This is a genomic window from Enterococcus sp. DIV0660C, assembly GCF_017316125.1.
Classification (GTDB): domain Bacteria; phylum Bacillota; class Bacilli; order Lactobacillales; family Enterococcaceae; genus Enterococcus_B.
The window spans coordinates 1-12,017 of record NZ_JAFLWA010000024.1; the positions used below are offsets into that span (position 1 = coordinate 1).

Genomic DNA, 12,017 nt, shown 5'->3' on the forward strand with positions numbered 1-12,017 from the left:
TTTATCTTAGTACCAACCGTTTGCTAACCAGAATGATTGAGCAGCTTCCCAAGAACCATAGCGTGAAGACACATAAGCGTCTGCTACACGTTCTTGATTGGCAGCAGAGTAGTCACCGTTTAAGTAAGATGAATCTAATTGGTAACGTCCGATGTAGCGACCGTTCGTTGCTGTGTAAGAACCGCTTGATTCACGTTGTGCGATCCATTCTTTTGCAGAGTTAGAAGTAGTAGCGACTGCTTCTGTAGATGTTTCAACTGCTGGAGTTGCTTGAACTGTTTCTTGAACAGGAGCTTGAGCTACTTCTTGAGTTGTTTCTTGTTGAACAGGTTCGGCTTGAACTGCTTCTGTTTGAGGGGCAACATAAGTTGTTGCTGCTTGCTCAGCAGTTGGGATAGTTAAAGTTTGACCTGCAAAAATCAGATTGATATCTGAAATTGAATTTGATTGAGCAATTTGGTTAATCAAGGAGTTATCGCCAACATATTTTTGTGAAATAGTTGATAATGAATCGCCTGATTGAACAGTGTACGCTTCGTCTGCGTGTGTTGTTGTTCCCATAAATAATGCAGCGCCGGCAGCCAGAGTTGTTCCTAATAGTACAGTTTTAAGTGATTTCATATAAAATAGTTTCTCCTTTTGAATTGTTCGAATTTTGTTGTTGTGATCAACTTGGATTACTTTAACATGGAAAAATATTTCATAGGTAAAAGGTTGATGACAATTTGTGACAAAAATCGCTCTTTTGTAATTTTTTTAGTAACGTACGTAAAATGAAGGATTGGAAAGGCTGCTAAATCAAGGAATTGTATAAAATAATTCTTATTTTTTGAACTGTTTGATCGTAAAAAAAGAAGATTATCCAAAATTTTTTTATAGAAACAAAAAGTATGGATTTCAATTTCATTTTGGTGGTAAAACAAAAGGCAAAACTCGTTATAATTCATTTAAGACTGACAAATCTTCCCCTTGGAATATATGAACTTCGTCAAACAAAATCAAAATTTGGTTTTGTACGAGCAACCGAAACGATACATTTTGAATTATCAAGTCAACACTTAATCGAAACAATCACCATACTCAACCAAAAATTGGTTGCAACAAAACTGACGCAAAACGCTGTAGTGAAATCGGCTAAAAAAAGTCTAGATGATGCTACAATTGAATGGAACACCAAGATTACATTTGGAACAGATAATATCGAAGCACCTATAGTTGTCTTCCAAAATGAGCTGGATCATTTAGTAGCAACCGACGTTAGTGGTAGCTATCAGGGAGAATCCATCGAAAGTATCGGGTATTTTGATCAGAAAGATGGAATTGTACTAGTTCTTTTTGATAAAAAGAACGAAAGCTATGACTATTTAGTTGAACAAGAAATTCAAATGAAGATTGTTACAACCCCAGATCAGTGGGAATAGTCAAAGAGTAAGAGTAGTTTTTTTACCAAAAATTGTGTATGCTTCTTGATAGAATGAGAAAGTTAGCTAAAGGAGCGGATAATTTGTTTATCTCAATGTGGGCACAAGATCGTAACGGTTTGATTGGAAAAGATGGGTTATTACCGTGGAAACTACCAAATGATATGCGTTTTTTTCGGGAACATACAATGAATCGAATATTAGTGATGGGACGAAAAACATATGAAGGGATGGGAAAATTAAGTTTGCCATATCGCCATATTATTGTTTTAACAACACGTCCAGACCTTAAAGTTGCTGAAAACGCGGAAGTCATGCATTCAGTTGAAGAAGTGTTAGCTTATAGTAAACAAGTGACAGAAGACATTTACGTTTCTGGTGGCAGTCGAATTTTTCAAGAACTACTACCAGAAACAGGCATCATTTGGCGAACCTTGATTGATGAAGAATTTGAAGGCGATACGTATATTGGTGAAATCGACTTTTCTGATTTCACGTTAGCAGAAGAACATGTTGGGATTTTAGATGAAGAAAACCAGTATCCGCATCGTTTTCAAAAATGGGTGCGAAAAACGAGTTGACGGTTAAAAAGGAATGAAAAGAGCCAGGACAAGTGAATGTTCTGGCTCTTTTGATATTTCAGAAGTTTTTAGTTTAATTTTTCAGCAAGATCGTTTAGCATTTCTTGACTAGCAATTGGTCCATTGTACAACCAACTAGATTCTGGGCCAAATTCGAGCAAGTGATTTTCTTTGACTGCTTTCAGATTTTTCCATGCAGGTTCCTTGAACATAGCAGCACCTTGGTCACTATTGACCAAAATCAAATAATCAGCATCTAACTCAGCTAATTTTTCTGAAGAAACGGCAGACCAATCTGAAGTAGCATCTTTGGAAATCTCTTTCACTAAGCTAGGTACACCAAAACCTAAATCGCCATAGACAATGCGACCACTTGAGCGATTTTCACTCACCATAAAGGCAGAATTATTGGTTACCCATAGCACGGCTGCTGTTTTACCAGTGATTTTATCGGCTAATTTTTCTTTGGTTTTTTTGGCAGAATCTTGGTATTCATTGATGATTTCTTTTGCTTGGTCTTCTTTTGCCAAAGCTTTACCCACATCTTTTAACTGATCTTCCCAAGTTACATCGCTACCATTTGTAACGACATAAGTAGGGGCAATTTTACTGTATTGGTCATATTTTCCACCTTCAACAGTTGCCGAAGAGGAAATTAGAAGTAAGTCAGGTTCAAAACTTAAAACTTTTTCGTAAGGTAAGTCATAAGAAATCGTTGGTATATTTTTCAGGTCATCTTGCAAATAATCTTGGATTGATCCGCTACCAACCGTCCATTGTGCAACAGGTTTTTCACCTAGTGCAATCAAATAGTCTTCTAAATAGCTTCCAATGATTCGTTTTGGTTGATTCGGAATGGTTACTTTATTGCCCAAAGTATCTGTCACAGTGTGCGTACCATTGCTTTTTGCTGTAGTTGTCGAAATTGTTGTATCTGTCGTTTTATTTGCTGTGGAGCAAGCGCCTAATAAACCAATTAATAATAAAGTCGTTGAGATTGTGAAAAACTTTGCTTTTCGTTTCATTTTCTTCCTCCTAGAATAATTGAGAATCATTCTCAGATGTTATTATTCCTGATAATTAAAGCACTGTCAACCAGTTTTTTAGTGAAAGTAAAAGAAAACTTGTGCTTGACGAATTTGTGAAGTAGCGTCATAATTGAGAATGATTTTCAACGAAAGGATGGGTGAAATGGCAAAAATTGAAGCAGTCGACATTGCAGCAGGATATCCCAAAAAGCAAATTATTGATGCCTTATCAGTAAAAATACCTGAGGGCAAAATTACTAGTTTGATTGGGCCAAATGGAAGTGGAAAATCGACATTATTAAAAAGCTTCACACGAATCCTTCCTGTGAAAAAAGGGAAAATCATTGTGAATGATTCTGAAATTTCTACATATAGTTCAAAAGAGTTGGCACAAAAAATTGCCTTACTAGCACAAAGTAGTGATCATCCATTGGGGATGACCGTGGAAGAAATTGTTTCTTATGGCAGATATCCTTATCAAAAACCCTTTAGTGGGTTGACTGTAGAAGACCAAGAAGCGATTCAATGGGCGCTGGAAGCGACTAGTTTAGATACTTTAAAAGCAAGAGAGATTGCTACCTTGTCTGGTGGACAAGCGCAACGTGTATGGATTGCTATGGCGTTAGCACAAGAAACAGACATTTTGATTTTAGATGAACCAATTACTTTTTTAGATCCCGCACATCAATTAGAAATCTTACATTTATTAGAAGAAATCAATCGCGTAAAGCAAACTACGATTTTGATGTCCATTCATGATATCAATCATGCCTCTCGTTTTTCAGACTATTTATTAGGATTGAAAGCTGGTCGATTATTAGTTGAAGGGTCGCCAAAAGAAGTAATTACAAAAGAATGGATGCGAGAAATTTTTGAAATTGATGCACAAATCGTTCATTTGCCTGATTCTGACAAGCCAGTCTTTCTAACTTATGATTTACTTTCACGACAGGAGGCAAATCAATGACGAGTAGAAAGAAGAGTCGTTTTATTTGGCTACTTATAGTAGTAAGTACGATACTTTTTTTATTAGCTGTTGCAAATGGTGTAGCAGAAGTAACGGTGAAAGATTTGTGGTTATCCATTGTTCAATTTGATCCAACGAATCAAGCACAACAAATTTTACGAACGATTCGACTCCCACGAGTGCTAGGCGCATTTGTTGTTGGTAGCAGTTTTGCGCTAAGTGGTGCGTTGATGCAAGGTGTGACACGTAATCCATTGGCAGATTCTGGGTTATTGGGAATCAATGCAGGTGCGTCTTTAGCTATGGCTATTAGTTTTGCTTTTTTACCAGATGCTTCTTCTTTTCAAACGTTTTTGATTTCTTTGATGGGGGCATTAGCAGTGACGACTATTGTGTTTGGCTTTCTCAAATTTTCCAAAATAGGCATCAATCCAGTTCAACTAATTTTAGCTGGGGTGGCGATCAGCTCATTTTTTACTGCCATTAGTCAAGCACTAACCCAATTATTTAATTTGCAACAAGATTTAGCTTTTTGGTTTGTCGGAGGAGCAGCAAACATCACTTGGCGACAATTGACAATTTTGTTACCTGTTTATTTAGTTGCTTCAATTTGTGCTTGTTTGCTAGGTAAAGCAATCTCATTAGTTAATTTAAGTGAATCCCATGCTGTCGCACTTGGTGGAAATCCACGAAGAACGCGTCTTATTTCTTTTGGAATGGTGGCGATTTTATCTGCAATTGCTGTGTCACTTGTAGGTCCTGTTTCATTTATTGGTTTATTAGTACCACCCTTGATTCGTGGTGTTGTAGGTTCAGATTATCGGTATGTTCTACCCGGTTCTTTTTTAGTGGGAGGATGTTTAGTAATGGCAGCAGATCTAGTTGCGCGGATGATCAATCCACCGTTTGAAACACCTTTTGGTTTAATTATTGCTTTGATTGGTGTACCATTCTTGCTTGTTCAAGTTAGGAGGGAAGAGGGATGAAAAAGTTCCGATGGCTGATAGTCTTCTTACTGTTCTGCTTGTTCATCAGTGCGTTGCTCAGTTTGATGATTGGGACACCAGTTTTATCTATTCAACAAGTTATTGATGGGGTTACTGGCTCTGCCTCACCAGTTATACAGCTGATTATCCAAGAATTTCGTTCACCACGGCTAATTGTTAGTCTCTTGGCGGGGATGTGCTTAGGTATTTCTGGATACTTATTGCAAGGAGTCACTAGAAATGAACTGGCAGATGCTAGTATTTTAGGAATCAATGCAGGTGCTGGCTTTTTTGTCATGCTTTATTTGGGTTTCTTTTCACAAGCTGCAGCAACTTTTCTTTTGCCATTTGCGGCTTGCCTAGGTGGCTTGCTGGCCGCCCTTTGTGTGTATCTTACTTCTTATACCAAAAGTGGTGTGTTGAAAATGAATCGAATTTTACTTTCGGGAATTGCGGTAAACGCTGGATTCTCGGCGATGACTTTGCTAGTGACAATCAAAATCTCAAAAGAAAATTACGGTTTCGTAAATGCTTGGTTAGCAGGATCTATTTGGGGCGCTAGTTGGGCTTATGTTTGGGCGTTGCTTCCATGGGCAGTATGTCTCTTGCCTCTCGCTTTTTATTATAGTCAACAGATTGGGCTTCTCTCTTTTGGACAAGAACAGGCACAAAGTTTAGGATTGCATGTCCGAAGAAGTCAACGGACATTATTGATTTTGGCAGTGGGATTAGCTTGTGCCAGTGTTGCTGTCGCAGGTAGTTTATCCTTTGTAGGCTTGTTAGCACCACATGTGGCAAAAACAATTGTCAAAAAAGAGAATCAATGGACGTTTTTACTAAGTGGTTTATTTGGTGCCTTATTAGTGAACGTAGCCGATATTATTGCGCGTGTCATTCTCCCAAGTGGTGAAATCCCGACAGGAATTTTGATTGCGTTAATCGGTGCGCCGTATTTTCTTTATTTATTATTTCAAAAGCAAGCTTAAAGGTTGTGGTTCAAAGCGTTCAGCTCCGAAAAATAATAAGAAACTGCCAAAAATAGCTCCATATGTTTTTGAACAGTTACGAATTATTTCGAGAAGTTGCTTTGGGAACACCGTAAATAAAAGTTGTGGTTCAAAGCGTTCAGCCCCAAAAAAATAGCAAACAGACGCGCAAAATAGCTCTTCATAAATAATTTTTGCTGTTTGAACACTCGCAAATAGAGTTCGTGACAAAAACTTTACCTTAAAAAATCTGGAGCAAAGAGTTCAAGTACTCATCTTGAACTCTTTTTCTTTTGAGAGAAACAGGTATTTCTCTGTCACAGCATTGCTATTTTATTCATTTTTCGATACCATGCTATCAAGGAAGGTAGGTTGGGGGAGTGAATCAAACGAAAGCACAATTACGTCAACTAGGCGTTCAGACATTAAAAAATCTAGCACCAAACAAAAAAGCAGAGAAGGAACGACGGATCCATCAAAAATTATTTTTGAGTTCAGCATTTCAAAACGCCCAAACGATTGGAATAACTTTAGCAAATGAAATCGAAGTCGCAACAGAACCTGTTATCCATTATGCTAAGCAACAGCATAAAAAAATTGTGATTCCGAAAACATTACCCAAACGTCAAATGGTTTTTTATGAGCTGACAGTTGAAACGATTTTAGAGCGATCCAGTTTCGGTGTGTTAGAGCCTACAAATTCACGACTTTTTTTACCCAAGCAAATCGATTTATTGATTGTACCTGGCTTAATATTCACAAAATCGGGTTATCGAATTGGTTTTGGTGGTGGGTATTATGATCGTTATCTACAACAATATCCCAATCAAACAGCGAGTTTGGTCTTTACGGAACAGTTGAATGATGAATGGTTGCCAGAATCATTTGATCAAAAAATTGAACAATTGTTTATTGATTAATTTTATTACTAATAGGAGGTTTTCATGGATTACCAACAAAAACGAAAAATCCAATTTTGGTTGAAAAAACCAATCTGGACATATATTTTTTTAGGAGTTCAAACGATTGTGTTTGTATTGATGTACTTGTTTCCAGAGCTAAAAATAGAATCATTTGGTGGAATGTACGGCCCCTTTTTTGCCTATTATCATGAGTGGTGGCGCTTGTTTACTCCAATCTTTATTCACTTTGGCTTGATGCATTTTGCAGTTAACTCAGTCACGCTTTATTTTATGGGCTCGCAAATTGAAACGATTTATGGACACTGGCGTTTTTTCCTTATTTATTTATTGAGTGGCATAGCTGGAAATCTAGCAAGTTTTGCGATGAATCAAGTGGGTGTGTTATCTGCTGGAGCAAGTACGTCACTGTTTGGAATGTTTGGAGCTTTTGTGATTTTAGGCTTTCATTTCCGAAATAACCCTGCAATTACACAGATGGTTAGACAGTTCTCGTTATTTATCGTTTTAAGTTTAGTCTTTGGTGGATTTGACACATCAGTTGATATCTGGGGCCATGTTGGTGGCGTTCTTGGTGGACTACTTTTAGGAAATATCTTAGGCTTGCCGGAACAAAGAGGAAATTTTTCGATTCATCAACGAATTATTTCTGGAATGATTTTTATTTTTCTTTTAGTAATTTGTCTTTTAGTGGGTTTAAAAAAGTATGGTTTACTTGTATAATGTGAAGGAAGTGCTTTAACATGGAAAGCTTGTATGACGTACAACAGCTGTTCAAAAAATTTGGCATCATCATCTATGTCGGCTCGCGGATTTATGACATAGAGTTGATGACAATTGAATTAAGAACGTTATATGACAATCGCTTGATTGATCATGATACGTACATGACGGCATGGCGCATTCTGAAAAGAGAGCACCGAATAGAAGAAAGCCGAAAGAAAGGAAACGTGTAATGGACAAGAAAATTATTGGAATTGATTTAGGTGGAACAACTGCGAAATTCGCAATTATGACTCCAGAAGGTGAAATTCAACAAAAATGGAGTATTGATACCAATATTTTAGATGAGGGTGTACATATTGTCCCTGAAATCATTGAATCAATCAATCATCGTTTAAATTTATATAACATGAAAGCGGAAGACTTTATCGGTATTGGTATGGGGACTCCCGGAAGTGTCGATAGCGAAGCTGGAACAGTGATTGGTGCGTACAACTTGAACTGGACAGAATTACAACCAGTGAGAGAACAAATCCAATCAGGCACTGGAATCCAGTTTGCGATTGATAATGATGCCAATGTTGCTGCCTTAGGGGAACGCTGGAAAGGGGCTGGCGAAAATGATCCTGATGTTGTTTTCGTTACATTAGGAACAGGTGTTGGCGGTGGAATCGTTGCTGCCGGTAATCTTGTACATGGCGTTGCTGGGAGTGGTGGTGAAATTGGTCATATTACTGTGGACCCAAATGGTTTTGAATGCACATGTGGAAAACGTGGCTGTTTAGAAACGGTTTCTAGTGCGACAGGCGTGGTACGTCTAGGACGTTTCTTAGCGGAAGAATATGCAGGTGATTCAACACTTAAAGCAATGCTTGATAATGGTGAAGAAGTTACAAGTAAAGACATTTTCGAGTTGGCAGAAGATGGCGATCCATTTGCATTGATGGTCGTGGATCGTGTTTGTTTCTACCTAGGACTAGCTTGCGGAAACTTAGGAAACACGTTGAATCCTTCAAGTATCGTTTTAGGTGGCGGAGTATCTGCAGCCGGCGAATTTTTACGTAGCCGTGTCGAAAAATACTTTATGGAATTCACTTTCCCACAAGTAAGAGAATCAACAAAAATTAAATTAGCAGAGCTTGGTAATGAAGCAGGTGTCATTGGCGCTGCATCATTAGCCTTGAAGTTTGCGTAAAGATGGAGGCAACTCATGTTTTTTTGGATTAATATTTTTTTAATCGCGATTATTTTAGCGATTGTATTTTGGGAAGCATACTTACGTATCATGGCAAAACGTTCAGCAAAAATGTTAGATGAAGAAGAGTTTCGTGAAGGAATGCGTAAAGCACAAGTCATTGATGTCAGAGAAAAAGATGTTTTTGATGCTGGACATATTTTAGGTGCACGAAATATTCCTTATACTGTATTAAAGAATTCATTAGGCTCTATTCGTAAAGACCAACCTGTCTATATTTACGATCAAAGAAAAAGCTTGAGCATTCGAACAGCTAACAAATTGCGTAAAGAAGGCTTTAAAGAACTTTATATTCTAAAAGGCGGCTATGATGGCTGGTCTGGTAAAATCAAAAGCAAAAAAGTTTAATTGACTATTTTTTAAGGATAGAGGAACTAGCAAATAGTTCTTCTATCCTTTTTTATTTTTGTGCTCTCATCCATTTTTGGCTAAAATAAAGAGTGAAAGGAAAGGAGCAAAGAAAATGATTCAATTGAAACGAGCTTATCAAAAAGCGGAAGAAACAGATGGTTTCCGAGTTCTTGTTGACCGTATGTGGCCAAGAGGTGTTTCTAAAGTAGAAGCAAAATTAGATTTATGGCTGAAAGAAGTTGCACCAAGTACAGAGCTGAGAAAGTGGTACAACCATATCCCAGAAAAATTTTCTGAGTTCGTTGAACGTTATCAAGAAGAATTGCTAAATGAAGAAGCTTCTCACCAAGCATTTCAGAAATTACTGGCTATTTGTCAAAAAGAAAAACAAGTAACACTTGTCTATGGTGCAAAAGATGAAACGGAAAATCAGGCAGTCGTATTGAAAAAATTATTGGATCAACAACTGGCTGTTTAAATAAAGAGAAGGTGTAAGATGAAGATTGGTATTATTGGTGCAGGTCCACGTGGCTTAAGCATGTTAGAAAGAATTTTACGTAATAAACAAACGAATCAATCGCTTCAAATTTTTTTATTCGATGTGATTGGCCCTGGTGGACGAGTTTGGCGAATAGATCAATCAACTGATCTGCTGATGAACTCGGTCTCACAACAAGTAACATTGTTTACTGACGACACACTATCGACGGGAGGAGCCATTTCTCCAGGTCCCAATCTTTATCAATGGGCGAAAAAAGAAGGAATTTCTTTTGTGAAACAACAATCATTGAAAAATCAGGATTTTTTTCTAGCAGAGATGGCGCAATTAGGAAAGAATGAACACGCAACTCGTTGTCTGTATGGTTTGTATCAGCAATGGTTTTTCATGGAACTTCAAAAAGAATATCTCGACAAGATTACTTTTGTTCACTCACTTGTTAATGGTGTCTCACAAGCAGATTCAGGTTTTGAGTTGAAAACAGAAGACACAGCTTTCTTTATGGATCAAATCGTATTGGCGAGTGGTCATTGGGAAAATGAATTGATGAATGAGGAACTGGCTTTTGCCGACTATGCACAGCAACATGATTTATTTTATCAACCCCCAAGTAACCCGGCAGATGTTTCAGTTGCCGATATTCCTGCGAATGAACCGATTTTTTTGCGTGGGCTAGGATTGGCTTTTTTTGATTACATTGGCCTATTAACTGTCGGTCGTGGTGGTTATTTTGAAGAACAAGAACATCGCCTTACTTATCATCCTTCTGGTAAAGAACCGATTATTTACGCGGGCTCTCGTCGTGGAGTTCCCTATTACCCAAGGGGTAAAAATCAAAAGCAGGGAGGTGCGATGGCACGGCTCAAGTTATTAACGACAAAGAATCTAAAAAAATGGCAGGCAAAAGGACAGTTGACAGGTGAAACATTTTTTTACTTGTTCAAAAAAGAAGTCGAATTGTTTTATTATCAAAAAACGATTGAAGAACAACAATTGGCTATCGATCCTTTTGAGTTTGAACGAGCGTTCTTGTTAAAGTCTTCTGAGGAATGTTTGGTCGATTATCCGCAATTAGAGCCGTATATTTGGTCATGGGAAAGGCTGGAACATCCTCTTTCAACTTTTTCAGATGACTTTGAAAAGGGTGTTCGCTCCTTTTTGGCATGGCAAATCAATGAGGCTGAAAAAGGAAATGACACGGGTGCGTTTAGTTCAACCTTAGATGCAATCAAAGACTGGCGTGAGCCAATTCGTGAAGCCATTGCGTGGGATATTTTTTCAGTTGAAGAATATCGTGAACAATTGTGGTCTTGGTTTACACCGCTGAATGCTTTTTTGACTATCGGTCCACCTTTGAGAAGGAGCAAAGAGCTCGCCGCGCTGATAGATGCCGGTATTTTTCATATAGCAGCTCCACCATTTGAAATCAAACAAGCTAGAGGGTCTTTTTGGATTGAAACAGAAGAGAAGCCACTTGAAAGCCGTTATTTACTTGAAGCACGTTTGCCGATTAATAGTGTGTCTTATTCGAAAAACCCAATCATTCAAAGCCTGAGAAAAAATGGCTTGATTCGTCCCTATCAAAAAACAGAAGATGCAGAACATTATTTTTCAGGCGCGATTGATGTAAACAAAGCAAATCAAGTTATCAGCGCAAATGGAAAAGTGATTCCCAACTTTTACTGTTATGGGATACCCGTTGAAGGCGTCGATTGGTTGACGGCTGCTGTGGCACGTCCATATACAGATGCATGGAATTTAAGACAAGCAGATTTGATTGCTCGTCATTTGTTGACTAATCAAAAAAAGTAAACAAAAAAGACAGCTAGGATGAACAAGTCATAAGTGACTGGACATCTTAGCTGTCTTTTTTTAAATAACTGATTAACGTGCAACACGTTTACGCATCGCTTTTTTTCGATTTTCTTCGATCATCGATTCTTTTTCATCAATTGGATCAATTACCGTTTTTTTAACTGAAGCGACAACGCCTGCTACAGCAGCAACAGTTGCTAAGCTTCCGACTAATAATCCAGATACAAATTTTTTCATTGAACACACCTCTTAATTGTTTGATACTTCTATTATGAAACAAAAATCGAAAAAAGGCTAGTTAGACGATCATTTGAAAACCTTTACAAAAACGATTGAAAAAAATTACTAAATGTTTTATTATAAATTTACTAAATAAAATCATAGGAAAAGCTGGTGATTGTTAAAAACTGTTTCGAAACTTCCATTTTCTTTTGGTACAATGAAAGATGGAAGATCAAAGAGAGTCAACTATCAATAAAGGAGTG

At 37.7% G+C, this 12,017-nt stretch carries 15 protein-coding genes; 12 read left to right on the plus strand and 3 right to left on the minus strand.

Annotated features, from left to right (window positions below; all coding sequences use genetic code 11):
- Positions 1-6: 6 nt before the first annotated feature.
- On the minus strand, positions 7-621 hold the full coding sequence (locus DOK81_RS07135) for a LysM peptidoglycan-binding domain-containing protein (RefSeq protein ID WP_206909652.1): 615 nt from the start codon (positions 619-621) through the stop codon (positions 7-9).
- Positions 622-890: 269 nt separating this feature from the next.
- Here DOK81_RS07135 and DOK81_RS07140 point away from each other — a divergent pair, with 269 nt between their 5' ends.
- Together DOK81_RS07140 and DOK81_RS07145 are read left to right on the plus strand one after the other, a co-directional pair.
- On the plus strand, positions 891-1,421 hold the full coding sequence (locus DOK81_RS07140) for a hypothetical protein (protein ID WP_206909654.1): 531 nt from the start codon (positions 891-893) through the stop codon (positions 1,419-1,421).
- An 83-nt stretch (positions 1,422-1,504) separates the two neighbouring features.
- Positions 1,505-2,002: a dihydrofolate reductase gene (locus DOK81_RS07145; RefSeq protein WP_206909656.1), complete on the plus strand. Its 498-nt coding sequence runs from the start codon at positions 1,505-1,507 to the stop codon at positions 2,000-2,002.
- A 68-nt stretch (positions 2,003-2,070) separates the two neighbouring features.
- Here the strand turns inward: DOK81_RS07145 and DOK81_RS07150 are convergent, their stop codons facing one another.
- Positions 2,071-3,027, minus strand: coding sequence for an iron-hydroxamate ABC transporter substrate-binding protein (locus DOK81_RS07150; RefSeq protein WP_206909658.1), 957 nt, complete (start codon positions 3,025-3,027; stop codon positions 2,071-2,073).
- Positions 3,028-3,193: 166 nt separating this feature from the next.
- Here DOK81_RS07150 and DOK81_RS07155 point away from each other — a divergent pair, with 166 nt between their 5' ends.
- The 10 genes from DOK81_RS07155 to DOK81_RS07200 all read left to right on the plus strand — a co-directional run bounded on the left by DOK81_RS07155 (position 3,194) and on the right by DOK81_RS07200 (position 11,529).
- The gene (locus DOK81_RS07155; protein WP_206909659.1) at positions 3,194-3,997 is read left to right on the plus strand and encodes an ABC transporter ATP-binding protein; all 804 of its coding nucleotides are present in this window, start codon (positions 3,194-3,196) and stop codon (positions 3,995-3,997) included.
- A complete protein-coding gene (locus tag DOK81_RS07160; RefSeq protein WP_206909662.1) occupies positions 3,994-4,983 on the plus strand; it encodes an iron ABC transporter permease in 990 nt (329 codons plus the stop codon). Before DOK81_RS07155 ends, DOK81_RS07160 begins: the two co-directional genes overlap by 4 nt.
- Positions 4,980-5,969 (plus strand): iron ABC transporter permease, encoded by a 990-nt coding sequence (locus DOK81_RS07165; protein WP_206909664.1) that lies wholly within the window; start codon positions 4,980-4,982, stop codon positions 5,967-5,969. Before DOK81_RS07160 ends, DOK81_RS07165 begins: the two co-directional genes overlap by 4 nt.
- 380 nt (positions 5,970-6,349) lie before the next feature.
- Positions 6,350-6,889: a 5-formyltetrahydrofolate cyclo-ligase gene (locus tag DOK81_RS07170; protein WP_206909665.1), complete on the plus strand. Its 540-nt coding sequence runs from the start codon at positions 6,350-6,352 to the stop codon at positions 6,887-6,889.
- A gap of 24 nt (positions 6,890-6,913) precedes the next feature.
- Positions 6,914-7,612, plus strand: coding sequence for a rhomboid family intramembrane serine protease (locus DOK81_RS07175; RefSeq protein WP_206909666.1), 699 nt, complete (start codon positions 6,914-6,916; stop codon positions 7,610-7,612).
- Between the two features lie 20 nt (positions 7,613-7,632).
- Positions 7,633-7,845: a YqgQ family protein gene (locus DOK81_RS07180; RefSeq protein WP_067484177.1), complete on the plus strand. Its 213-nt coding sequence runs from the start codon at positions 7,633-7,635 to the stop codon at positions 7,843-7,845.
- Positions 7,845-8,807: an ROK family glucokinase gene (locus DOK81_RS07185; RefSeq protein WP_206909667.1), complete on the plus strand. Its 963-nt coding sequence runs from the start codon at positions 7,845-7,847 to the stop codon at positions 8,805-8,807. Before DOK81_RS07180 ends, DOK81_RS07185 begins: the two co-directional genes overlap by 1 nt.
- Before the next feature lie 15 nt (positions 8,808-8,822).
- On the plus strand, positions 8,823-9,215 hold the full coding sequence (locus DOK81_RS07190; protein ID WP_206909668.1) for a rhodanese-like domain-containing protein: 393 nt from the start codon (positions 8,823-8,825) through the stop codon (positions 9,213-9,215).
- Between the two features lie 115 nt (positions 9,216-9,330).
- Entirely contained in the window at positions 9,331-9,696 is a 366-nt protein-coding gene (locus DOK81_RS07195) for a DUF488 domain-containing protein (RefSeq protein ID WP_206909669.1), read from the plus strand.
- Positions 9,697-9,714: 18 nt separating this feature from the next.
- Entirely contained in the window at positions 9,715-11,529 is a 1,815-nt protein-coding gene (locus DOK81_RS07200) for an FAD/NAD(P)-binding protein (RefSeq protein ID WP_206909670.1), read from the plus strand.
- A 72-nt stretch (positions 11,530-11,601) separates the two neighbouring features.
- On the opposite strand, the gene DOK81_RS07205 is transcribed toward DOK81_RS07200, so the two are convergent.
- Entirely contained in the window at positions 11,602-11,769 is a 168-nt protein-coding gene (locus DOK81_RS07205) for a DUF3042 family protein (RefSeq protein WP_067484184.1), read from the minus strand.
- Positions 11,770-12,017: the final 248 nt, after the last annotated feature.

What these genes read in the sequence shown, in the direction of transcription:
- DOK81_RS07155 (WP_206909659.1), top strand. Translation starts at nt 3,194, where the DNA reads ATGGCAAAAATTGAAGCAGTCGACATTGCAGCAGGATATCCCAAAAAG.
- DOK81_RS07195 (WP_206909669.1), top strand. Translation starts at nt 9,331, where the DNA reads ATGATTCAATTGAAACGAGCTTATCAAAAAGCGGAAGAAACAGATGGT.
- DOK81_RS07150 (WP_206909658.1), bottom strand. Translation starts at nt 3,027, where the DNA reads ATGAAACGAAAAGCAAAGTTTTTCACAATCTCAACGACTTTATTATTA.
- DOK81_RS07140 (WP_206909654.1), top strand. Translation starts at nt 891, where the DNA reads ATGGATTTCAATTTCATTTTGGTGGTAAAACAAAAGGCAAAACTCGTT.
- DOK81_RS07190 (WP_206909668.1), top strand. Translation starts at nt 8,823, where the DNA reads ATGTTTTTTTGGATTAATATTTTTTTAATCGCGATTATTTTAGCGATT.
- DOK81_RS07180 (WP_067484177.1), top strand. Translation starts at nt 7,633, where the DNA reads ATGGAAAGCTTGTATGACGTACAACAGCTGTTCAAAAAATTTGGCATC.
- DOK81_RS07160 (WP_206909662.1), top strand. Translation starts at nt 3,994, where the DNA reads ATGACGAGTAGAAAGAAGAGTCGTTTTATTTGGCTACTTATAGTAGTA.
- DOK81_RS07200 (WP_206909670.1), top strand. Translation starts at nt 9,715, where the DNA reads ATGAAGATTGGTATTATTGGTGCAGGTCCACGTGGCTTAAGCATGTTA.
- DOK81_RS07185 (WP_206909667.1), top strand. Translation starts at nt 7,845, where the DNA reads ATGGACAAGAAAATTATTGGAATTGATTTAGGTGGAACAACTGCGAAA.
- DOK81_RS07175 (WP_206909666.1), top strand. Translation starts at nt 6,914, where the DNA reads ATGGATTACCAACAAAAACGAAAAATCCAATTTTGGTTGAAAAAACCA.
- DOK81_RS07205 (WP_067484184.1), bottom strand. Translation starts at nt 11,769, where the DNA reads ATGAAAAAATTTGTATCTGGATTATTAGTCGGAAGCTTAGCAACTGTT.
- DOK81_RS07165 (WP_206909664.1), top strand. Translation starts at nt 4,980, where the DNA reads ATGAAAAAGTTCCGATGGCTGATAGTCTTCTTACTGTTCTGCTTGTTC.
- DOK81_RS07135 (WP_206909652.1), bottom strand. Translation starts at nt 621, where the DNA reads ATGAAATCACTTAAAACTGTACTATTAGGAACAACTCTGGCTGCCGGC.